At 68.4% G+C, this 21,068-nt stretch carries 20 protein-coding genes; 13 read left to right on the forward strand and 7 right to left on the reverse strand.

The window, feature by feature from the left end:
* Positions 1-11: 11 nt before the first annotated feature.
* The gene (locus tag AC5P8F_RS01785; RefSeq protein ID WP_049441523.1) at positions 12-425 is read left to right on the forward strand and encodes a MerC domain-containing protein; all 414 of its coding nucleotides are present in this window, start codon (positions 12-14) and stop codon (positions 423-425) included.
* 110 nt (positions 426-535) lie between these two features.
* Positions 536-715: a 30S ribosomal protein THX gene (locus AC5P8F_RS01790; RefSeq protein WP_004150462.1), complete on the forward strand. Its 180-nt coding sequence runs from the start codon at positions 536-538 to the stop codon at positions 713-715.
* Between the two features lie 130 nt (positions 716-845).
* Here AC5P8F_RS01790 and AC5P8F_RS01795 read toward each other — a convergent pair whose 3' ends face one another.
* The 3 genes from AC5P8F_RS01795 to AC5P8F_RS01805 all read right to left on the reverse strand — a co-directional run bounded on the left by AC5P8F_RS01795 (position 846) and on the right by AC5P8F_RS01805 (position 4,167).
* Positions 846-2,096, reverse strand: a complete 1,251-nt coding sequence (locus tag AC5P8F_RS01795) for an alkaline phosphatase family protein (RefSeq protein WP_046429675.1) — start codon at positions 2,094-2,096, stop codon at positions 846-848.
* 104 nt (positions 2,097-2,200) lie between these two features.
* Positions 2,201-2,692, reverse strand: a complete 492-nt coding sequence (locus AC5P8F_RS01800) for a methylated-DNA--[protein]-cysteine S-methyltransferase (protein WP_005408696.1) — start codon at positions 2,690-2,692, stop codon at positions 2,201-2,203.
* Positions 2,689-4,167: a DNA-3-methyladenine glycosylase 2 family protein gene (locus AC5P8F_RS01805; RefSeq protein WP_014646458.1), complete on the reverse strand. Its 1,479-nt coding sequence runs from the start codon at positions 4,165-4,167 to the stop codon at positions 2,689-2,691. Before AC5P8F_RS01805 ends, AC5P8F_RS01800 begins: the two co-directional genes overlap by 4 nt.
* Before the next feature lie 470 nt (positions 4,168-4,637).
* Between AC5P8F_RS01805 and AC5P8F_RS01810 the strand changes: the two genes are divergently transcribed.
* The 4 genes from AC5P8F_RS01810 to ubiM all read left to right on the forward strand — a co-directional run bounded on the left by AC5P8F_RS01810 (position 4,638) and on the right by ubiM (position 8,064).
* A complete protein-coding gene (locus tag AC5P8F_RS01810) occupies positions 4,638-5,801 on the forward strand; it encodes a COG3904 family protein (protein ID WP_041863185.1) in 1,164 nt (387 codons plus the stop codon).
* Between the two features lie 58 nt (positions 5,802-5,859).
* Positions 5,860-6,405, forward strand: coding sequence for a DUF4019 domain-containing protein (locus AC5P8F_RS01815; protein WP_346601123.1), 546 nt, complete (start codon positions 5,860-5,862; stop codon positions 6,403-6,405).
* Between the two features lie 11 nt (positions 6,406-6,416).
* Positions 6,417-6,806: an MAPEG family protein gene (locus AC5P8F_RS01820; protein WP_046429692.1), complete on the forward strand. Its 390-nt coding sequence runs from the start codon at positions 6,417-6,419 to the stop codon at positions 6,804-6,806.
* A 79-nt stretch (positions 6,807-6,885) separates the two neighbouring features.
* The gene (gene ubiM / locus AC5P8F_RS01825; protein WP_346601122.1) at positions 6,886-8,064 is read left to right on the forward strand and encodes a 5-demethoxyubiquinol-8 5-hydroxylase UbiM; all 1,179 of its coding nucleotides are present in this window, start codon (positions 6,886-6,888) and stop codon (positions 8,062-8,064) included.
* A gap of 11 nt (positions 8,065-8,075) precedes the next feature.
* On the opposite strand, the gene AC5P8F_RS01830 is transcribed toward ubiM, so the two are convergent.
* Positions 8,076-8,297, reverse strand: coding sequence for an RNA-binding S4 domain-containing protein (locus AC5P8F_RS01830; RefSeq protein WP_014036469.1), 222 nt, complete (start codon positions 8,295-8,297; stop codon positions 8,076-8,078).
* Between the two features lie 267 nt (positions 8,298-8,564).
* Between AC5P8F_RS01830 and AC5P8F_RS01835 the strand changes: the two genes are divergently transcribed.
* From AC5P8F_RS01835 to AC5P8F_RS01860, 6 genes are all read left to right on the forward strand, one after another.
* Positions 8,565-10,502 (forward strand): DEAD/DEAH box helicase, encoded by a 1,938-nt coding sequence (locus AC5P8F_RS01835; protein WP_262224931.1) that lies wholly within the window; start codon positions 8,565-8,567, stop codon positions 10,500-10,502.
* Positions 10,503-10,720: 218 nt separating this feature from the next.
* Positions 10,721-13,144: a putative bifunctional diguanylate cyclase/phosphodiesterase gene (locus AC5P8F_RS01840; protein WP_049441529.1), complete on the forward strand. Its 2,424-nt coding sequence runs from the start codon at positions 10,721-10,723 to the stop codon at positions 13,142-13,144.
* A 109-nt stretch (positions 13,145-13,253) separates the two neighbouring features.
* Complete coding sequence (locus AC5P8F_RS01845) at positions 13,254-14,918, forward strand: sensor domain-containing diguanylate cyclase (protein WP_049441532.1); 1,665 nt, start codon at positions 13,254-13,256, stop codon at positions 14,916-14,918.
* A 34-nt stretch (positions 14,919-14,952) separates the two neighbouring features.
* Positions 14,953-15,675: a pseudouridine synthase gene (locus AC5P8F_RS01850; protein WP_049441533.1), complete on the forward strand. Its 723-nt coding sequence runs from the start codon at positions 14,953-14,955 to the stop codon at positions 15,673-15,675.
* Between the two features lie 117 nt (positions 15,676-15,792).
* On the forward strand, positions 15,793-16,863 hold the full coding sequence (locus AC5P8F_RS01855) for a GGDEF domain-containing protein (protein WP_329768023.1): 1,071 nt from the start codon (positions 15,793-15,795) through the stop codon (positions 16,861-16,863).
* A gap of 122 nt (positions 16,864-16,985) precedes the next feature.
* Entirely contained in the window at positions 16,986-18,146 is a 1,161-nt protein-coding gene (locus AC5P8F_RS01860; RefSeq protein WP_014646469.1) for an AAA family ATPase, read from the forward strand.
* 30 nt (positions 18,147-18,176) lie between these two features.
* Here the strand turns inward: AC5P8F_RS01860 and AC5P8F_RS01865 are convergent, their stop codons facing one another.
* Positions 18,177-19,124, reverse strand: coding sequence for a DMT family transporter (locus AC5P8F_RS01865; protein ID WP_014646470.1), 948 nt, complete (start codon positions 19,122-19,124; stop codon positions 18,177-18,179).
* A 79-nt stretch (positions 19,125-19,203) separates the two neighbouring features.
* Here AC5P8F_RS01865 and AC5P8F_RS01870 point away from each other — a divergent pair, with 79 nt between their 5' ends.
* Complete coding sequence (locus AC5P8F_RS01870; RefSeq protein ID WP_049441536.1) at positions 19,204-19,818, forward strand: Pr6Pr family membrane protein; 615 nt, start codon at positions 19,204-19,206, stop codon at positions 19,816-19,818.
* On the opposite strand, the gene AC5P8F_RS01875 is transcribed toward AC5P8F_RS01870, so the two are convergent.
* Both AC5P8F_RS01875 and AC5P8F_RS01880 read right to left on the reverse strand, forming a co-directional pair.
* On the reverse strand, positions 19,739-20,614 hold the full coding sequence (locus AC5P8F_RS01875) for a DUF72 domain-containing protein (protein WP_111206628.1): 876 nt from the start codon (positions 20,612-20,614) through the stop codon (positions 19,739-19,741). The genes AC5P8F_RS01870 and AC5P8F_RS01875 overlap by 80 nt on opposite strands.
* Positions 20,611-21,054, reverse strand: coding sequence for a VOC family protein (locus AC5P8F_RS01880; protein ID WP_014646472.1), 444 nt, complete (start codon positions 21,052-21,054; stop codon positions 20,611-20,613). The genes AC5P8F_RS01875 and AC5P8F_RS01880 overlap by 4 nt, the downstream gene beginning before the upstream one ends.
* Positions 21,055-21,068: the final 14 nt, after the last annotated feature.

The raw sequence follows: 21,068 nt of genomic DNA on the forward strand, positions 1-21,068 counted from the left end.
TGCTGGAAGTCATGTCCCTGTCCTCACGCCTGCGCCACCTGCTCGACCGTTTCGGTGCCACTGGTTCGATGCTGTGCGCATTGCATTGCGCGGTGATTCCCGTGCTGCTGGCGGCGGCGCCGTCGCTGGGCCTGTCGTTCTGGCTGAGCGATGGCGTGGAACAGGCGCTGGTGGTGTTCGTGACCCTGCTCGGGCTGTTCAGCCTGGTCTGGGGCTATCGCCGCCACGGTGCGCTGCGTGCGCTCGGCTTCCTGATCCCCGGCCTGGTCGCGCTGTGGGCCGGCGTGCTGTACGACCCGCTGCACCACAATGCGGTGCCGCATGCGGTGGTGATGACCATCGGCGGCCTGCTGGTCGGCGTTGCCCACCTGGTCAACCTGCGCCTCAACCACGGCCACGTGCACGACGCAAGCTGCGCGCACTAGGCACGCCGTGATAGGATTTCCGATCGTGCGCGGGGGCGCCCAGCAAGGCGGCCCCGCCGAACCCGTGTCAGTACGGGGTAACCAGATTTCACACTTGAGGAGTTGAAGACATGGGTAAGGGTGACCGCAAGACCGCCAAGGGCAAGCGCTACAACGCCAGCTACGGCAACGCCCGTTCGCACACCGCGAGCAAGGTCGCCGTAGGCGCCGCCGCCCCGGTTGCCAAGAAGACCGTGGCCAAGGCTCCGGCGAAGAAGGCCGTGGCGAAGAAGGCCGTCGCCAAGGCCTGATCAGGCCGACCGACCGGTCCAAGGAAAACGCGGCGCCTGGCGCCGCGTTTTTTTATGCGCGTTCCTGCAGGGCCGAGCCCATGTTCGGCTGGCGTAATGCAGCCGAGCATGGGCTCGCTCTACAGGGAATTCAGCGCAAGGTCTGCTTCAGCGTTTCCGGATTGCCATCGTTCGGCGCGGCCGGCACCTGCAGCAGGTGGGCCAGCAGCGGGTAGACGTCGACATTGTCGAAGCCGTCGATCACCAGGCCCTGGCGGAACGACGGGCCGCTGGCCACGAACACCGCACGCATCGACGGCAGGGCATTGTCGTAGCCGTGCGAGCCACGGTCCTGCTTCGCGCGCTTGGCGATCTTCTCGCGGTGCAGCGCATCCCAGCCTTCATCCATCGCACAGACGATGGCCGGAACCCGCGGATGCGTGCCGTAGTGCCAGCGCGCCGGCAGGTTCTCCTTCTTCCAGCACTCGTAGTGCGCATGGCGGCCGAGCAGGGCGCGTTCGGCCTCAGCCTCACGACCGGCCACTGGCGCGAAGCCCACCGACTGGCCCTGGCTGACGTTGCGCGCGATGGACGGGTCGGCCATCGATTCGGTGGCGATCACGTGGCCGTCGGCGACGCTGGCCATGCCGTGGTCGGACACCACGATCACATTGGTGGTGGCGGCCAGGCCGCGCTGCTGCAGGCCGTCGAGCACCTGGCCGACGATCAGGTCGGCGCGTGCGATGGCGTCGGCGTACTGCTTCGACCCGGGGCCGTAGTTGTGCCCGGCCTTGTCCACGTGCTCCATGTACAGCGTGGTCAGTCGCGGGGCATCGGCGTCGGTCTGTGCCAGCCAGTCGAGCACGATACCGGCACGCTGCTCCAGCGGTTCCTTGCCGTCGTAGATGCGCCACTGGCTGGGGCGCACACCACGGATTTCCGATTCACTGCCCGGCCACGACGTCGTGGCGGTGCGCACGCCGGCGTTCTCGGCGCCGACCCAGATCGGTTCACCGCCCCACCAGGCACTGGTGGTGACGGCCTCGCGGTTGCTCAGCTCGAAACGGCCCAGCGCTTCATCGTCCATGCTGTTGTTGACGATGCCATGGTGGTCCGGTCGCAGGCCGGTGACGATGGTGTAGTGGTTGGGAAACGTCAGGGAAGGATAGGACGGTGTCATCCAGCGGGCGCGCACGCCGCCGTCGATCATCCGCTGCAGGTTCGGGGTCAGCCCGCGGTCCAGCGCATCGGCGCGCAGGCCGTCGATGGAGATCAGCAGCAGCTTCGGCGGTGCGGCCGATGCGACGGACGTGGGAACGGAGGCGGTAGGGGCAGGCGCAGTGGTGCAGGCAGCCAATGGCAGCAGCAGCGCCAGCGAACAGGTCAGGCGTACGGAAGTCATCCGTGCATGATAAGCCGGTGCAATTACCGGCCCAAGACACGGCGCGCCAGGATCGCCCGGGGTCAGATCCCTTTTCCACGGGAAAAGGGATCTGACCCCGATGTTCAGGCGAACAGCGGGGCCTGGCGTTGTTCCAGCCGCAGCAGCGCGGCCTTGGTTTCCAAGCCACCGCCGAAACCGGTCAGTGCACCGTTGCTGCCGATCACGCGGTGGCAGGGCAGGATGATCGGCAACGGGTTGCGCCCGTTGGCCGCGCCCACCGCGCGGGTCGCGCTGGGCTGTCCCAGGTGTTGCGCCAGTTGCAGGTAGCTCCAGGTCTGGCCGAACGGAATCAGCGCCAGCGCCTGCCACACGCGCAGCTGGAACGGCGTACCACGCGGCGCCAGCACAAGGTCGAAGCTGTTGCGCTCGCCGTGCAGGAACTGCAGCAGCTGCTCGCGTGCTTCCGGCAAGGCATCCGGTGCGTAATGCCAGTCATCACGCCCGCGCGCGGGGTGGCGGTTCTCCGGGAACAGCACGTGTGACAGGCCACGCTCGTCGCCGGCGATGGTCAACACGCCGATCGGGCTGTCGAAACGATCGAACAACAGTGTCATGTCGGTTCTCCAACGAATGTGCCGGACAGGTGCCACAGGTGCAGCACGGCGTAGGCGCGCCAGGGACGCCACGGTTGCGAGCGCGCTTCGGTTGCGCGTTCGCTCAGGCGCTGGCCCTGCGCGTGGCCGAGGACCTGCTGCAGTACAAGATCGCCGGCCGGGAAGGCATCGGGCTGGCCGAGGCCACGCAAAGCGATGTACTGCGCGGTCCATGGGCCGATGCCGGGCAGTGCCACGCAGCGGGCAACAAACTCTTCCAGCGCCTGGCCGGGCCCGAAGTCGAGCTGGCCGCTGGCGCAGGCGGTGGCCAGTGCACGCACGGTCGCGGCGCGGCTGCGCGGCAGGCCGATTGATTCCAGAGGCGCCTCGGCCAATACCTCGGGTGCCGGGAACTGGCGATCAAAGTCGGACGACATGCCCGGCAGGTGCGCGCCATAGGCATCGACCAGCCGCCGCGCGAAGGTAGTGGCGGCGGCAACAGTAACCTGCTGGCCGAGCACGGCGCGCACGCCCACTTCGAAGCCATCCCAGCCGCCGGGCACGCGCAGCCCCGGGCGCTCGGCGATGCCGCGCGCCAGCAAGGGTTCCTCACCCAATGCGGCGTGCACCTGCTGCAGGTCGGCATCCAGATCAAACACGCGACGCACGCGGCGCACGATGTCCGGGATCAGGCGCGGATCCACCGCACCCAGCTGCAGGCGCAGCTCCGGGCGCTTCGGGTCGGCAGTGACGCGCAGCAGGGTGGGGCGCTCCGGCGTGCCCAGCACGCGCTGGTAGCTGTCCTCGCCAATCAGTTCGATGCCGGGCAGGCTGCGCTTGCGCAGGAACGCCAGCATGCGCGGGAAGTCCAGCGGTGGACGGTAGCCCAGGCGCAGCACCAGGCCGCCATCGTCGGCGGCCAGCGGTTGATGCTGGCGGCGCAGTGCGGTGGGGGCCATGCCGCAGCCCTGCAGGAATGCGGTATTGAAGCGGCGCAGGCTGTTGTATCCGGCGGCCAGTGCGACGTCGGTCACCGCCAGCGTGGTCTCGGTCAGCAGTTGCTTGGCCAGCAGCAGGCGATGGGTGGCGTGGATCTGCCCGGGCGTCGCGCCCAGGCGTTCGACGAACAGGCGCTGCAGCTGGCGCGCGCTGAGGCCGAGCTTCGTAGCAAGATCGGCCACCGGCTGCTCCTGCAGGAAGCCGCCGTGGATCAGGGCCAGGGCGCGCTGTACGGTCTGCCCGGCCAGTGCCTGCTGGGCCTGTGGTGCCAGCTCCGGGCGGCAGCGCAGGCACGGGCGATAGCCGGCGGCGGCGGCGGCAGCGGCGGTCGGGTAGTAGGTGATGTTGCGCGGCTTCGGGGGCGGTGCGGGGCAGACCGGGCGGCAATAGATGCCGGTGCTGCGCACGGCGGTGAAGAACACGCCGTCGAAACGTGCGTCGCGGGCCAGGCGGGCGCGGTCGCAGGCGGCGGTGTCGAGGGCGAGGGCGGTGTCCATGGCGGCAGTCTAGGCGGGTGCGGGCGGGGATACTCGCCACATTCGGACATGGATGCTGAAGGGGGTCACGCCGGGCTGCGCCCGGACCCGCGGTAGTGCCGGCCGCTGGCCGGCAACAGCAACAGCAGAAGCGGGATTCCTGTGGGATGGCGTGGTGGGTCCGGTGGCAGGGGACGCCGTGAACCCCCAGACCGGCCCAGCCGCTGGCGGCTGTGCGTTCGGGCGCTTGCGAAGCAGTGCTTCGCAAGCAAAGCGCCCTCACCCCTGGGGACTTGGTCGCGGCATCCATGCCGCTCGCACCCCTGCCACCGGACCCACCACGCCTTCGACAGGTTCCTGAGGCCGTTGGTAGGTGTCTACCTTGGTCGACACGCTTTCCCAAGGGTCAGAAGGGGTTCAGTGCCACGCGCTGAATGCGCGGCCTGGACGGGTAGACTGTGGCTCTTGGTCCCATGAATCCCGGTTGCCCGATGTCCGCCAAATTCCGCTGGTTGCCCCTGTTGTGCCTGGCCCTGGCGGGCTGCAGTCAGCTGGAGAATCCGGGCAACGTGACCGCTGCCGACAAGGCAGCGCGGGCGCCGGCCAGTGATGGCGAGAACATGGTTTCGATCAATGCCGCCGACGCGCCACCGGCACCGGCACCACCGCGCAGCCAGGCGGGTCGGCCGTGGCCGCAGGCGCAGCTGGAAAATGGGCGTGCGTGGGTCAGTTGCAGCACGGAATATGCGGGCGATGCCGGCGACGGTGCCGAACTGGAAGGGCTGCAGCGCGAGCAGATCACCCAGGCCCTGGCGCCGTGTGCCGAGCGTGGGCTGATGCGCGTGCGTTACGCCGGCAAGATCAATCCGGGCTTCGCCGAAATGATGTGGCGGTTGGCGGTGGTCGCTGACGAACTGAAGATCCACAAGCGCATCCTCGACCTGGACTCCAGTGGTGGCCAGGTGGAGTCGGCGATCGTGGCCGGTGACAGCATCGGTGAATCGGGCTGGACCATCTGGGTGCGCGAAGGCTCCATCTGCCACAGCGCCTGCGTGTTCGTGCTGGCTGCCGGTGACAACCGCCTGCTGTCGGGCAAGGTCGGCATCCATCGCATGATGCGGATCAGCTCCAAGGCCACCTCGCGCGCGGAACTCAACCGCGAGCTGCACGAGGTCTACGACAACGTGAAGGATTACCTGCAGCGCAATGGCGTGGCGGTGGGCGTGGCCGATCTGATGATGACCGTGCCCAACCGCAGCCTTCGCCTGCTGACGCCGGATGAGCTGCGCCAGTACGGCCTGGATGGCACCAACGCGGTGCAGGACGATCTGGAACGGATCAAGCAGATGCGCGCCTGCGGCGATGACTTCGTGCAGCGCAAGGACGCGTTCCTGATCGCCTTCGACCAGCAGTGCAAGCGCGACGGCGCCGACATGGAATCGATCAACAGCTGCGGCCAGGCCCTGAAGCAGCGCTTCGGTTTCCCGGATGCGGTATGCCCGGACGAAAGCCCGCTGTCGGAGATCGATGTGGCGACGCTGCCACCGGCACCGTCGGAGCCGCCGCCGGTGGCCGAGCAGCCGCCAGCGAACACCGCCGCGCCCGCCGCGCAAGCTGATGCGGCAGCGGTGGAGGGCAACGCTCCGGCACGCTGACGGCGTAGTCACCGCGCTGGCGTAGACTGCGGTTCTCTCCAGAAAACCGGCGGTGTCCATGAAGCGCGTGCTCCTGCTGCTGTCCCTGCTGCCCCTGACCGTGTTGGCGCAGGCCCCTGCGCCGGCCACGCCCGCACCGGCCCCGGCACGCCCGGCACCAGCCTCGCCGGCAGCTGCGAAGCCCGCTACCGCCGGTTCCCCTGCGTTGACCGCTGCTCAACAGGCGCAGGTGCAGAAACAGGACGCGGAAATGGGCGCCGCCGCAGTGAAGGCAGCGCAGCTGGTCGACGCCAACCGCGCCGGCGAATTGTGGGATGGCGCTTCGGCCGTCGCGCGTCGTGCGGTGCCGAAGGCCGCTTTCGTCAGCCAGTTGGCCGCCGAGCGTACGCGCCTGGGTGCGCTGGCCGGGCGTGGCCAGCCGACCCTCACCCGGGTCAAGTACAGCGCCGGTGCAGCAGTGCCGGAAGGGCTGTACATCAACGTCAGCTTCCCGACCCGTTTCGCCAACAGCGCACAGCCGGTGCGCGAGCTGGTCTCGTTCCGTTTCGACGAGGACCAGGTGTGGCGCCTGGCCGGTTACAGCCTGCGCGCGTCGGCACCCTGAGGAGGTGAATGATGGCAACTGAACTGACGATGCTGGCCTGGTCGGTACTGCTGGGCTTCGTGTACATCTTCGCCACCTCCACGGTGGTCACCCGCGAGCGCGGGATGAAGTGGAATGCTTCGGCACGCGATGGCGATGCAAAGCCGCTCAGCCCGCTGGCCGGCCGCCTGCAGCGCGCGCAGGCCAATTTCCTGGAGACCTTCCCGTTCTTCGCCGCCGCCGCCATCGCAGTGGTCGTGGCCGGGCGCGGCAACGACACCACGGCGCTGGCCGCGCAGGCCTACTTCTGGGCGCGCGTGGTCTATCTGCCGCTGTATGCCGCGGGCGTGCCCTACGTGCGCAGCCTGGTGTGGCTGGTGTCGCTGTTGTCGATCCTGGCGCTGGTGTTCGCACTTCTGTAAGTCGGCCTGATCCAGATCAAGGCCGCTCAGGCGCGCGGCGCTATGCTGGCGCGGACTGGATCAACGGCAGGAGGCGCGCATGCGCAGGATGGACGTGGTGGTGGTCGGCGCCGGACCGGCAGGTCTGTGCTTCGCGCGCGCGCTGGCCGGCAGCGGGCTGCAGGTCGGGCTGGTCGAAGTGCAGCCGCGCCAGGCGCTGGCCGAGGCCGCCTTTGATGGCCGTGAGATCGCGTTGACCCATGCCTCGCGGCAGAGCATGGAGCAGCTGGGGCTGTGGCAGCGCCTGCCGCACGCTGAAATTGCTGATCTGCGCGATGCCAGGGTGATGAACGGCGGCTCGCCGTTCGCGCTGACCTTCGCCAGCAGCCAGGTCGACGGCCAGCCGCTGGGCTGGCTGGTACCCAACCATCTGATCCGTCGCGCCGCGTGGGATGCCGTGCAGGGCCAGGACGGCCTGGAGCTGTTCGACGGGCGCAAGGTGCTGGGCGTGCAGGCCGATGCGCAGGGCCACGTGGTCAAACTCGATGACGGCAGCCAACTGCATGCGCGGCTGCTGGTGGCCGCTGACAGCCGCTTCTCCGCCACCCGCCGCATGCTCGGCATCGGTGCGCAGATGCGCGACTTCGGCAAGTCGATGCTGGTGTGCCGCATGCAGGTCGAGCGCGACCATCACCACACCGCCTGGGAGTGGTTCGGCTACGGCCGCACGATGGCGCTGCTGCCGCTCAACGAGGGCCAGGCATCGGCGGTGATCACGCTGCCGCCGCGGCAGATCGAGGCGCTGCTGGCGATGGACGAGGTAGCCTTCGGTGAGGCCATCAGTGCCTGCTTCGAACACCGCCTGGGCCGGATGCAGCCGGTGGCCACGCCGCAGGCGTATCCGCTGGTGGGTGTGTACGCGGATCGCTTCGTCGGCGAGCGTTCTGCGCTGATCGGTGATGCCGCGGTGGGCATGCATCCGGTCACCGCGCATGGCTTCAACCTGGGCCTGGCCAGCGCACAGCGGTTGGCGCAGGGCATCATCGCGCAGCAGCGCCGTGGTGCCGACATTGCCGCCGCCGGCATGCTGGCCAGTTACCAGCGTGGTCATCGGCTGGCGTCGCGGCCGCTGTACGAGGCCACCAATGCGATCGCCAGCCTGTACACCGACGACCGTCGCCCGGCGCGCCTGCTGCGTGCGGCCGGCCTGCGCCTGGCGCAGGGCGTGGCACCGTTCAGGCAGCTGATTGCCTCGCACCTGACCCAGCGCGTGGCCTGAACAGCTTCAGATCAGCCTGCAGCCAGCACCCGGATCTGGCTGTCGGCGAATTCGACCACCTGGCCTGCGCGGATCTTGCAGGCCTTGCGCAGTTCCACTTCCCCGTCCACCCGTACCTGGCCCTCGCTGATGACCATCTTGGCCTCGCCGCCACTGGTGACCAGATCGGCCAGCTTGAGCAGCTGCTTGAGTTCGACGTAGTCACCGTCGAGGTCGAATTCGAGAATCTGCATGGAGCGGGGTTCCTGGAGAAGAGGGCGCAGGCCAGCGGCCGGGCCGGGAAGAGGGCGCGTATTGTGCGCCAGCACGGGCCCGACGGCACGTGTGAGGAAAGCTGTATGCCTCGTTCAGCATCAATGCGGTATCATTCCGCTCTGAGCGAGTGAAATCTCCTCCGACCGAGCAGCGCCAGGGCACGCGATAAGAAGGGCGCCCAAAGCGCGGACCATCACCTTTTTTATCGCACTGCCAGGAAGACGGCAGTGCCTTCGGAGTTCCCCATGTCCCAAGATTCCCAAGCGCCGCTGCAGTTTGCGCAGCTCGGCCTGTCCGAGCCCGTGATGCAGGCCGTCACCGCCATCGGCTACGAAACCCCGTCGCCGATCCAGGCCGCCACCATCCCGGCGATGCTGGAAGGCCGCGACGTGCTGGGCCAGGCCCAGACCGGTACCGGCAAGACCGCTGCCTTTGCACTGCCGGTACTGTCCAACATCGACCTGCAGCAGATCAAGCCCCAGGCCCTGATCCTGGCGCCGACCCGCGAGCTGGCCATCCAGGTTGCCGAGGCGTTCCAGTCCTATTCGTCGAAGATCCCCGGCTTCCGCGTGCTGCCGGTGTACGGCGGCCAGCCCTACGGCCAGCAGTTGTCGGCCCTGCGCCGCGGCGTGCATATCGTGGTCGGTACCCCCGGCCGCGTGATCGATCACCTGGACCGCAGCACCCTGGACCTGTCCGAGCTGAAGACGCTGGTGCTGGACGAAGCCGATGAAATGCTGCGCATGGGCTTCATCGACGACGTCGAAGCGGTGCTGAAGAAGCTGCCGGAGCAGCGCCAGGTGGCCCTGTTCTCGGCCACCATGCCGCCGCAGATCCGCCGCATCGCGCAGACCTACCTGCAGGACCCGGTGGAAGTGACCATCGCGGCCAAGACCACTACTTCGGCCAACATCCGCCAGCGTTACTGGTGGGTGAGCGGCATGCACAAGCTGGACGCGCTGACCCGCATTCTGGAAGTCGAGCCGTTCGACGCGATGATCATCTTCGCGCGGACCAAGGCCGGCACCGAAGAACTGGCCAGCAAGCTGCAGGCGCGTGGCCTGGCCGCTGCCGCCATCAACGGTGACATGCAGCAGGCCCAGCGTGAGCGGACCATCGCCATGCTGAAGGAAGGCAAGCTGGACATCCTGGTCGCCACCGACGTGGCCGCGCGCGGCCTGGACGTGGAGCGCATCAGCCACGTGCTGAACTACGACATCCCGTACGACACCGAAAGCTACGTGCACCGCATCGGCCGTACCGGTCGTGCCGGCCGCAGCGGCGAGGCGATCCTGTTCGCCACCCCGCGCGAGAAGGGCATGCTGCGCCAGATCGAGCGCGCCACCCGCCAGCCGATCGAAGAGATGCAGCTGCCGAGCGTGGAAGCGGTCAACGACACCCGCATCAACAAGTTCACCTCGCGCATCAGCGAAACCCTCGGCGCCGGTGGCCTGGACTTCTACCGCCAGCTGCTGGAGCGCTTCGAGAACGAGCAGAACGTGCCGGCCATCGAGATCGCTGCCGCGCTGGCCAAGCTGCTGCAGGGCGATACCCCGTTCCTGCTGCAGCCGCCGGTGCGTGCCCCGCGCGAAGAGCGCGCACCGCGCGAGCGCTTCGACCGTGGTGACCGCCCGGAACGTGGTGATCGCTTCGACCGCAACGAACGGGGTCCGCGCTTCGAGCGTGGCCCGCGCCGTGACGACGCCGAAGGTGGTTTTGAACAGCGTCCGCGCCGTGAGGTTCCGCCGCGTGGTGCACCGGAGCAGGGCATGGAGACCTACCGTATTTCGGTCGGTCACCAGCATGGCGTGAAGCCGGCCAACATCGTCGGCGCCATTGCCAACGAAGCCGGCCTGGAAAGCCGCTTCATCGGCCGCATCGACATCCACGACGACTTCTCGCTGCTGGACCTGCCGGCACAGATGCCGCCGGACGTGCTGTCGCACCTGCAGAAGGTCTGGGTGTCCGGCCAGCAGCTGCAGATGCGTGCGCTGGCTCCGGGTGAAGACACCAACCCGGCCCCGCGCCCGTTCAAGCCGCGCTTCGACAAGCGTGGCCCGGGCGGTCCGGGTGGCCCGCGTCGTGGCGGCCCGGGCGGCCAGGGTGGCGACCGCGGCGGTGACCGCGACAGTCGCCCGCCGCGTCGTGACGGCTTCAAGCCGCGCGGCCCGCGCAGCTTCTAAGCCGCACCCGCAGCCGTCCACACCACCGCCAGCCCCCGGGCTGGCGGACAGAAAAAGGGGACGGAGGGGATTAAGTCGTATCTGGCTGGTCATGCGCCTGTGCCAAGAACGACTTAATCCCCTCCGTCCCCTTTTTCGCATGGCCCACACATTGCCGGTCCTAGGCTGAGCCGGTTCCTAAGGAGGTTGTCACCGCAGCACATTCAGGGGGATCCGGGATGGGTAGGAGTGGCACGGACCAACACAGCCGGCGGGTGCCGATGACCCGGGGGCTGGGACTGCGATTTGCGCTGTTGACCGGCATGGCGATCGGACTGGTCGCACTGTCCGCCCTGATCCAGGAACTGCAGGCGGCCTCTACTGCCTGGATCGCCGGCCAGGGCTACTGGTCGCGTGGCCAGCAGGATGCCACTGCCGCACTCAGTCGCTACCTGGCGCGTGGCGATGCCGAGGACCTGGACGACGCACGCCAGGCCCTGCAGGTGCCGTTGGGCGATCTGCAGGCGCGACTGGCGCTGGAACAGGCCGAACCGGACGAGGAGAAGGCCAGGCAGGGCTTCCTGCAGGGCGGCAATGCGCGTGCCGACATCCCACGCCTGGTGTTCTCGTTCCGCTACGCGCGCGACATCGGTGCATTCCGCGAAGCGAGCGCGTTGTGGCGGCAGACCGATGGCGACCTGATGGCGCTGCAGCGACTGATCGATGAACTGCAGCTGCGGCACGACGGCAACCTGGTGCCCGTTGCCACACGCGACCGCTACCTGCAGCAGCTGCGTGACCTGGACCAGCGGATGAAGGTGCAGAGCCAGGCGTTCTCGCAGGCACTGCTGCGGATGGCGACGCTGGTGAGGCTGGCCACGTTGATGGTGGCGGGCCTGTCGGTGCTGGCGATCAGCCTGATGGCGGTCGCCCTGGCGCGCCGCGTCGGCAAGGACCTGACCGAACACGAGAGCCGTTTCCGCGCGGCGTTCTACCAGGCCAACGTCGGCATGCTCAAGCTCGATGCCGAAGGCAAGGTGATCGAGGCCAACCAGGCGATGGCCGATATCCTCGACCATCGTCGTGACATGCTGCTGCAGCTGTCGCTGGGCGACCTGCTGATGGACGGCGAGCTGGTCATCGATGGGGTGGGCCGCATCGATTGGGACCGCCAGCTGCGCCCGAGCGAACTGCGCTTCCGCCGTCGCGATGGCAGCCTTGTCTGGGGCCGCTGGAGCGGCACCGGCGTGCGCAGCACCGGCGGTGGCCTGTCGGTGTTCGCCATCATCGAAGACGTCAGCCAGAACCATGCACTGGCGCGCGAGATCGAGCACCACGCCAGCCACGACCCGCTGACCGGCCTGATCAATCGCCGCGAGATCGAACGGCTGCTGGAACGCGCGCTGCTGCAGGTGCGCAGCGAAGGTGGCACGCACGCGCTGTGCTACATCAACCTGGACCATTTCAAGCTGGTCAACGACAGCTTCGGTCACGCCGCCGGCGACCAGATGCTGCGCAGCTTCGCCGACTACCTGGTGGCGGCGGTGCGCGATGGCGACTGGGTGGGCCGGCTGGGCGCGGACGAGTTCGCCGTGTTCCTGGCCCATGCCGGGCAGGACGAGGCCAAGCGCGTGCTGCAGCGGGTAATCCGCAACCTGGGGCAGGCGACGTTCCCGGTCAGCGAAGGCAGCCCGCAGCTGAGCTGCAGCATCGGCGTGGTCGAGGTCAGCGCCGATGCGCCGGATGTGAACTGGCTGATGAGCGCCGCCGACAGCGCGTGCTATGCGGCCAAGCAGGCCGGCCGCAACCGCGTGCACTGCTTCAACGAGAACCGCATGGCGCTGGAGGAACGGCGCCAGGAAGCCGAGCGGCTGCAGGGCGTCAGCCTGGCCATGGCCGAAAACCGCATGGTGTTGTATGCGCAGCGCATCGCCCGCGTCGGCGATCCCTCCTACCTGCACTACGAGGTACTGGTGCGCATGCGTGGCAGCGATGGCAGCCTGCACCTGCCGGGCCAGTTCATGCCGGCGGTGGAGCGCTATGGCATGGCCGTGGCGCTGGACCGGCACGTGCTTGGCCTGCTGTTCCGGCACCTGCAGGTGTGCCCGGCACACGTGCGGCAGCTGGGCCTGTGCAACGTCAACGTTTCGGCGCAGTCGATCGCCGAGCCCGGCTTCCTCGCCTTCGTCTGCGACCTGCTGGAGCGCAACCGCGCGCTGGCCTCCAAGCTGTGCTTCGAGATCACCGAGACCGCTGCGATCAGCAACCTCAGCCAGGCGCGTGCCTTCATCGATGCAGTGAAGGCGCGTGGCTGCCGGATGGCGTTGGACGATTTCGGTTCCGGGCTGTCCTCGTTCGGCTACCTGCGCCAGCTGCCGGCCGACATCCTGAAAATCGACGGGGCCTTCGTGCGCGACATGGATACCGATCCGGTCAGCCATGCCACCGTGCGCGCGATCAGTGAACTGGGGCGCGAGCTGCAGATGGAGGTGGTGGCCGAATGGGTGGAGACTGCCGACGTCGCCGCCGCGCTGACCCGGCTTGGGGTGCAGGGCCTGCAGGGTTATGCGGTCGAGCGGCCGCAACCGCTGGAGCGGATGACCCTGGCCGACCTGCGGCCGGTGCGCCTGGTGGCGGTGAAAGGTCCGCCCGCCGCTGGCTGAACGCCCGTCGGCGACTTTGGTCTACACGTGGGCTGCAGCCGCGGCTGCGATAATGCCCGGCAGGGGCGACGCGCAGTGGGCGCGGGCGTAAGCAGGAACAGGACGTGGCGTGGGCGGCAGGCAGGGGCAGTACGGAACGGGAGCGGTGCTGGTCGTGCTGCTGGTGTGGTTGGCAATGCCGTGGCCGCTGTCGGCGGCCGTAGCCGAAGCCGGGCGTGACTACCTGCTGGTCGGTGCGGCGACCGATGAACCCACCCCGCATCGCGCATGCACGCCGGAGATGCTGGCGGGGCCACGGCAACAGGTGCAGGTGTCCGCGCCAGCGGGCGGCTGGTCGGGCCAGCCGCAGGCACTGGACGTGTTCAATGTGTTCGCGGGCGAAGTCCGCGTGCAGCATGGGGATCGCGAAATCTGCGGCAACATGCACGATGCCCGTACCCGTGATTCCCGGTTCCGCGCAGGCATCGGCCTGGTCGCGGTGCCGCCGGCGGGCAGCCATGAACCGTTCCTGGTGTCATGGCAGACGCCGCTGAAGGCGCGCTGGGTACCGACCCTGCGGCTGGGCGCGCCCAGTCCCGTGCAGCAGAACGATACCGCCCGCCTGCTGGTGCGCGCGGCCTGCATCGCCGTGGCAATCGCACTGGCGTTGTCGGCCCTGATGGCCTTCCTTACCACCCGCGACCGCAGTTTCCTGGTCTACATCGCCGGTACCGCCGTGCTGGTGCTGTGGCAGGCCATTCTCGGCGGGCTGAGCGGCTACCCCGAGCCATGGCTGCCGGTGGGTGAGCGCAGCGCGTGGTGGCTGCTGTCGTTGACCGCTGCATCCCAGGCGCTGGTGCTGCCCGCGTTGTGGCGACTGAACGGCGGCGACCGCCTGCTGCCGCGATCGCGCCCGGTGCAGCTGCTGGCGCTGTGGGGATTGCTGGCGCTGGCCGCGTGGGTGCCCTGGCTGCAGCGGGACAGCCTGGCCTGGGTGGCGCAGGGCCTGCAGGTGTCCTACCTGCTGGGCTGCGGCCTGGCATTGATGGCCGGGGTGTGGGCATGGCTGCGCGGCGACCGCTGGGCGCAGGCGGGGTTGGCGGCGCTGGCACCGATGCTGGTGTTGATCCTGGCCGACGCCTGCCGCGCTGCGTGGTTGCTGGAGTACCGCGTGGAGGCACTGCAACTGTCGGTGACCTGGCTGCTGATGATGGCTGCCTATGCGCTGAACCAGCGGCTGGGCCGCCTGCGCCAGCAGCGCGATGAACTTCGCCAGCTGGCCGAGACCGATGGCCTGACCGGTCTGCCCAACCGCCGTGCCGGGCTGCAGCAGCTGGCACGGCATCTGGAACGGGTTGATCGCGAGCGCGGCCCGCTGGTGATCGGTTTCCTCGATATCGACCTGTTCAAGGACATCAATGACCGCCATGGCCACGCCGTGGGTGACCAGGTACTGGTGGCGGTGGCACGTGCATTGCGTGCCGCGGTCCGCAGCCAGGACCAGGTGGTGCGGATGGGCGGCGAAGAGTTCCTGCTGCTGATGCCGGGCATGCCGCGCGAGGCGGCATCGGCGCGCCTGGATCGCCTGCGCCAGCACCTCACCGAGGCGGCCCGGGCGCTGCAGGTGCCCGGCCTGGAGGTCACCGCCAGCATCGGCCTGGCGCAGTGGCGGCCGGGCGAGGACGATCTCGCCGCGCTGCTGCGCCGGGCCGACCATGCCATGTACGTGGCCAAGCGTGCCGGCCGCAACCGGGTATTCGACGGCGAAGAACTCGATCCGCCGGCCCCGGCATGAAGCGCAGCGGGCGGGGATGCCCGATAATAGGGCGATGACCACCCGACTCAACAAACATATCGCCGACACCGGCTTCTGCTCCCGCCGCGAGGCCGATCGCCTGATCGCCGCCCGCCGGGTCACCGTCAACGGCCATCCGGCCGGCACCGGCGCGGTGGTGGGCGAGGAAGACCAGGTGCTGGTCGACGGCCAGCCGCTGCGCGCGCGCGTGGCCCGCAAGCCCGGTGCCCGCCGCCATGTCTACATCGCGCTGAACAAGCCGGTCGGCGTCACCTGCACGACCGAGACCTCGGTCAAGGGCAACATCGTCGACTTCGTCGGCCATGAACAGCGCATCTTCCCGATCGGCCGCCTGGACAAGGAGTCCGAAGGCCTGATCCTGATGACCAGCAACGGCGACATCGTCAACCAGATCCTGCGCGCCGAGAACGGCCACCAGAAGGAGTACCTGGTGGCGGTGAACAAGCCGGTCACCGACGAGTTCCTGCGTGGCATGGCCCGTGGCGTCCGCATCCACGACCAGATGACGCTGCCGTGCAAGACCTCGCGCATCGCCAAGTTCGGTTTCCGCATCACCCTGCAGCAGGGCCTGAACCGACAGATCCGCCTGATGGCGGCCGAGTTCGGCTATCGGGTGACCCAGTTGCGTCGCGTGCGCATCGACAACATCAAGATCGGTGCGCTGAAGCCGGGCCAGTGGCGCAACCTGACCGATCAGGAGCTGCAGGGCCTGCTGCCGAGGCAGCTGGACTGGTAAACGGCTTCTGTAGAGCCGAGCCCATGCTCGGCTGCTCTTTTGTCCGGGTGCAGCCGAGCATGGGCTCGGCTCTACATCAGCTAGACTTCGCGGTGACCTGCCGGAACGTGACGCTGCATGATCAAGCCCGACAAGCCTGCCAATGAAGCCCTTCGGCTTGAGGCGCTGTACCGCTACCGTATCCTCGATTCGGAGCGTGAAAAATCCTTCGACGACCTGGTGGTGATCGCCAAGGCGGTCTGCGGCACCTCGATGGCGGCGGTGACCCTGATCGACGTCGAGCGGCAATGGTTCAAGTCGATCCAGGGCATCGATGCGGCAGAAAACCTGCGCAGCGAATCGATGTGCGGCCACGCGATCCTGCAACCGCAGCAGGTCATGGTAATCGAGGACGCGCTGCAGGACATCCGCTTCCACGACAATCCGGTGGTGGTGGGCGATCCGCACATCCGCTTCTATGCGGGCGCGCCGCTGATCAGCTCCGATGGCCTGCCGCTGGGCACGCTGTGCGTATTCGATGCGCAGCCACAGCACCTGGCCAGCGACAAGGCTGAAGCGCTGGCGGCGCTGTCGCGGCAGGTGATGCTGGTGATGGAACTGCGCCGCTTCGCGCTCGACATCCAGAAACACATGCTGGAGCGCGATGACTACGAGCGACTGCTGTCTGAGTACCAGGACGTACTGCTCGCGCAGAATGCCGACCTGGCCGAACAGAGCCGCACCGACGCGTTGACCGGCCTGCCGAACCGCCGTGCGATGGCGGCAGCGCTGGAAGAGGCGGTGGCGGTGAACGGAGACCAGCCCGGGGGGGCCTGCGTCGCGCTGCTGGACATCGACCATTTCAAGCACATCAATGATTTCCAGGGCCACGCCACCGGTGACCGCGTGCTGGCCGAACTGGGCGTGCTGCTGCGTTCGCATTTCGCCGGTCGCGGCATGGCCGCGCGCTATGGCGGCGAGGAATTCGTGGCGGTGATGCCGGCTACCGACCTGCGCACCGCCGAACTGCAGTGCGAGTTCCTGCGCCTGGCCGTGGCTGATCTGCCGCTTGGATTCCCGGTCACGATCAGTATTGGTGTGGCCCAGCACCAGCCCGGTGAAAGCGTGGATGACACGCTGGCACGTGCCGACAAGGCGCTGTACCGGGCCAAGGGCAATGGCCGCAACCGGGTGGAACGGGCGGGCTGAAGCCCTGCATGCAGTAGATCCACGCCATGCGTGGATGCTTTTGCCGATTGGATCACGCCGTGTCGCGGCCTGTGCGATTGCGCCCGGCGAAAATGCCGCTCCTGTTCCCACGGACGCCGACCATGCTGCAGACCCTGGCCATCGCCCACTATCGCTCGCTGCACGGGCTCGTACTGCCGTTGCAGCAGTTGAACGTGGTGACCGGTGACAACGGCAGTGGCAAGTCCAGCCTGTACCGTGCCCTGCGCCTGCTGGCCGAGACCGCGCAGGGCGGCGTCGCGGCGGTGCTGGCCCGCGAAGGCGGGCTGGGCTCGGCGCTGTGGGCGGGTCCGGAAAAGATGGACCGTCGGGTTGCTGCCGGCGAAATCCCCCTGCAGGGCGGCCCACGCCAGGAATCGGTGGGATTGAAGCTGGGCTTCGCCACTGACGAATTCGGCTACGCCATCGATCTGGGCTACCCGCCGCCCAGTCGATCGGCCTTCGCACTGGACCCGCAGATCAAGGCCGAGGCGATCTGGGCCGGCCCGTTCCTGCGCAGCGCCAACCTGCTGGTCGACCGTCGTGGAGCGATGGTGCGGCAACGCCATGCGCGCGGCTGGGATCTCGTGGATGACCGGTTGTCGCTGTTCGACAGCCTGTTCACCCAGGTCGGCGATCCGCAGCGCCTGCCGGAAACCATCGCCCTGCGCGAGTACATCCGGCGTTGGCGCTTCTACGATCATTTCCGCAGTGATGCCGATGCCCCGGCGCGGCAACCGGCGATGGCCACGCGCACGCCGGTGCTGCATCACGACGGCCGGGATCTGGCGGCGGCCTGGGTCACCATCCTCGAGATCGGTGACCCGGTGGCGTTGGCACGCAGCGTCGACGATGCGTTCCCGGGCGCCACGGTCGGCTTCGAGGAGCTGGATGGACGCTTGGCGCTGCGTTTCCACCAGCCTGGGCTGCTGCGGCCCTTGTCGATGGCCGAACTGTCCGACGGCACGCTGCGCTTCCTGCTGCTGGCCGCTGCGCTGCACACGCCGCGTCCACCGCCGCTGCTGGTGCTCAACGAGCCGGAGACCAGCCTGCATCCGGACCTGCTGCCGGCGCTGGCGCGGCTGATCATCGCAGCCAGTGCGCGCAGCCAGGTATGGGTGGTGTCGCACGCCAGCCGGCTGATCGCGGCGCTGGAACAGGCGCCAGGGTGCCATTCGCTGCATCTGTACAAGGAACAGGGCCGCACGCTGTTGAGCGGGCAGGGCCTGCTGGATGCACCTGCATGGCACTGGCCGCAGCGTTGATACGGGCATCCACGTCATGCGTGGATGCACTCAATCGGCGATGTTGCGCGCCTCGGCCGTGCCAAGAATCTCCGGATGCTGCACCGGCTTGCGGCGGTTCAGCAGCGGATGCAGGAACACGGCGCCTACGATGATCGCCACGCCGAGGTAGAACCACGGGGTGACTTCGTGCTGCTCGCGCAGCAGCACCACCGCCAGCACCACCGCATAGACCGGCTCCAGGTTGGTCACCAGCTGCACCGTGTAGGCGCTCAGGTGGCGCAGTGCGACCAGGGCCAGGGCAAACGGCAGCAGCGTGCAGAACCCGGCCAGCACCAGCAGCAGGATGCCGTCGTGCAGGTCCGGGACCACCCACAACGGGCTGGCCAGCGCAGGCAGCAGGTAGGGCATCAGCGGCGCCAGCAGGGTCAGGGTGAGGGTGCCCGCACCCAGCTCCAGCGCGGTGACCGTGAGCGGATCGGCGTGGCTGACCATGCGCTTGTTGAGCGAGCCGAACACTGCCACCAGCAGCGCCGAGATCGCGCCGATCAGCACACCCAGGCGCATGCCGTCGGGCACGCCACCGACCACCAGCGCGACACCCGGCAGCACCGCCAGGCCGAACGCCAGTTCACGCAGCTGGAATGGCCGCTTGGCCACCCACGGTTCGATGATCGAGGTGAACACCGGCGCCAGCGCGATGCAGGTGGCGGCCACCGACGCATTGGCCAGCTTTACCGCGCCGTAGAACGTCAGCCAGTGCAGGGCGACCAGGGCGCCGATGCCGGCATAACCGGCCACCAGCCGCACTGGCAGCGTACGCAGTCCACGCCAGACCCGCGGCAGCAGCGCCAGCATCGCCGTCACCAGCAGCATGCGCCACCACACCAGCGGCAGTGCGGGCAGGGTGATCAGCTTGCCGAGGATGGCGGTGACGCCCCACAGCAGGACACAGAAGTGAATCTGCCACAACGCTTTGCGGGTGTCGGGTGTGCTCATCCGCCTATTGTGCGGCAATCGCACGGCCGCCGGCGATGCCTGTGGCATGCTCGCGGAAACTCCCCAGGGGAACCCCGCAATGGCTGCCAACCGTTCCGCCCAGCGTGCATGGGCAGCGCTGACTGCACTGATGGCGGCCACCTCGTTGCTGCTGCAATACCTGTTGCTGCTGCATGGCCCCGGGGCGGCTGCCGGGGTCGGCATGGCGACGCTGCGCTTCGTTGGTTACTTCACGATTCTCAGCAACCTGGCGGTGTGCCTGGGATGCGTCTGGCTGATCCGTGCGGGTGTGCTGAACGCGACTGTCGCCGCGGTGATCGCGTTGTGCATCGGGGTGACCGCGTGCATCTACGTGCTGGCGTTGCAGGGGCTGTGGCAACCCACCGGGCTGCAATGGTGGGTCGATGCCGGCCTGCACTACGCTGTGCCGGCGCTGTACCTGCTGGGGTGGTGGTGGCTGCTGCCGCATGGCGCGCTGCGCTGGCGCGCACTGGGCGGGGTGCTGCTGGTACCGCTGGTGTACCTGGGCTGGGCGATGCTGGTGGCCGAAGTGACAGGACAGGCGCCGTATCCGTTCCTCGAACTGCAACGCCTGGGGCTGGCGGCGTTCCTGCTCAACGTGCTGCGCGTTGCGAGCGTGTTCGTGGTGGGGTGGACCCTGCTGTGGGGGCTGGACCGCTGGCGCTGTCGATGAGGCGCTGCAGGGCCATCGCTGCCGCCGGGTTGCGCGCTTTGCCTGCGCCGATGCACAGCAGGTAGACCTCGCGCGGGGCCTCCGCAGCGGGCCCGGCCAGGCAGGGCAGGTCATCCACTGGTTCACCGCGTGACCAGCGGCGTGCGCGTTCGGCCCAGCGTTGCTGCACGGGCGCCGGCAGGCCCTCGTTCAAGCGGGCCTGGCTGCGCTTGATCCGCGCATAGACGAAGCCGGCACTGACATCACCGTGCAATGGCGCCTCGTCGCTGTCCTCGATCACCAGCGCCACGCCATGGCGGCGGGCGGCGTCGACCAGTGCCGGGCCATGTGCCTCGGCGTTGCGGACCTCCAGCGCATGCTGCAGCGGCACCCCGTCCAGCTGCTTAGGCAGCTGTGCCATCAGCGCCTCCAGTGCATCGGCGTCGGCCGGGTGGCGCGGATCGAACTGCCACAGCAATGGGCCGAGCCGGTCACCGAGCGCCAGTGCCGCCTGCAGGAACGGTGTGGCCGCTTCCACGGTGCTGGACAGGTCGCGTCGCTGCACCAGGTAGCGCGGCGCCTTCATCGAGAAGCGGAAACCGTCGGGTGTCTGCGCAGCCCATTGCGCGCACTGGGCCGCAGTTGGCGTGCGGTAGAACGTGCCGTTGATCTCGATGCAGCGCAGGGTGCGGCTGGCGTGGGCCAGTTCCTCCCGCTGCGGCAGGCCTGCTGGATAGAACACACCGCCGCGCCATCCGGGAAACACCCAGCCGCCGATGCCGCAGCGGATCTCTGCCTGCCGGCCGGCCGTGGTCACTGGCCGTGGTCCGTGCGCCACGGGTCGTAGCTGCCGAACCACCACAGGTAGCCTTCCGGGTCGGCGCAGGCGTAGCCGCGTCCGCCATAGTCCTGGTCGGCGATGTCGATGACGATGCGGGCACCGGCGGCCTTGGCCCGCGCGTAGTGCGCATCGGCATCGGTGACGATCACGCAGGCGCTCTGGGTCTGGCGTCCGCCGACCTCGTCAGGCAGGGCAGCGTGTTTGCTCCACGCACTCTGGTTGCTGGCCGAGCCCAGCATGATCATGCCGCTGCCGAAGGTGAGCTGCGCATGGAAGACCGTATCGCCATCGGCGTAGACGGCCTGGGCATGGAAGCCGAAGGCGCGCTGCAGCCAGTCGATGGCGGCCTGCGCGTCGCGATAGCGCAGGCACGGAATGATCGTGGAGCCGCTGCTGGGTTGGCCGTTCTCGCCCATGACACCCCTCCTAT

Source organism: Stenotrophomonas sp. YJH_SMC_69, from assembly GCF_059370495.1.

Coding starts and splice junctions, on each gene's coding strand:
- AC5P8F_RS01785 (WP_049441523.1), top strand. CDS start 12: ATGTCCCTGTCCTCACGCCTGCGCCACCTGCTCGACCGTTTCGGTGCC.
- AC5P8F_RS01805 (WP_014646458.1), bottom strand. CDS start 4,167: ATGGACACCGCCCTCGCCCTCGACACCGCCGCCTGCGACCGCGCCCGC.
- AC5P8F_RS01865 (WP_014646470.1), bottom strand. CDS start 19,124: ATGAGCACACCCGACACCCGCAAAGCGTTGTGGCAGATTCACTTCTGT.
- AC5P8F_RS01820 (WP_046429692.1), top strand. CDS start 6,417: ATGGCAACTGAACTGACGATGCTGGCCTGGTCGGTACTGCTGGGCTTC.
- AC5P8F_RS01870 (WP_049441536.1), top strand. CDS start 19,204: ATGGCTGCCAACCGTTCCGCCCAGCGTGCATGGGCAGCGCTGACTGCA.
- AC5P8F_RS01840 (WP_049441529.1), top strand. CDS start 10,721: ATGGGTAGGAGTGGCACGGACCAACACAGCCGGCGGGTGCCGATGACC.
- AC5P8F_RS01830 (WP_014036469.1), bottom strand. CDS start 8,297: ATGCAGATTCTCGAATTCGACCTCGACGGTGACTACGTCGAACTCAAG.
- AC5P8F_RS01880 (WP_014646472.1), bottom strand. CDS start 21,054: ATGGGCGAGAACGGCCAACCCAGCAGCGGCTCCACGATCATTCCGTGC.
- ubiM (WP_346601122.1), top strand. CDS start 6,886: ATGCGCAGGATGGACGTGGTGGTGGTCGGCGCCGGACCGGCAGGTCTG.
- AC5P8F_RS01810 (WP_041863185.1), top strand. CDS start 4,638: ATGTCCGCCAAATTCCGCTGGTTGCCCCTGTTGTGCCTGGCCCTGGCG.
- AC5P8F_RS01790 (WP_004150462.1), top strand. CDS start 536: ATGGGTAAGGGTGACCGCAAGACCGCCAAGGGCAAGCGCTACAACGCC.
- AC5P8F_RS01795 (WP_046429675.1), bottom strand. CDS start 2,096: ATGACTTCCGTACGCCTGACCTGTTCGCTGGCGCTGCTGCTGCCATTG.
- AC5P8F_RS01800 (WP_005408696.1), bottom strand. CDS start 2,692: ATGACACTGTTGTTCGATCGTTTCGACAGCCCGATCGGCGTGTTGACC.
- AC5P8F_RS01860 (WP_014646469.1), top strand. CDS start 16,986: ATGCTGCAGACCCTGGCCATCGCCCACTATCGCTCGCTGCACGGGCTC.
- AC5P8F_RS01855 (WP_329768023.1), top strand. CDS start 15,793: ATGATCAAGCCCGACAAGCCTGCCAATGAAGCCCTTCGGCTTGAGGCG.
- AC5P8F_RS01850 (WP_049441533.1), top strand. CDS start 14,953: ATGACCACCCGACTCAACAAACATATCGCCGACACCGGCTTCTGCTCC.
- AC5P8F_RS01815 (WP_346601123.1), top strand. CDS start 5,860: ATGAAGCGCGTGCTCCTGCTGCTGTCCCTGCTGCCCCTGACCGTGTTG.
- AC5P8F_RS01835 (WP_262224931.1), top strand. CDS start 8,565: ATGTCCCAAGATTCCCAAGCGCCGCTGCAGTTTGCGCAGCTCGGCCTG.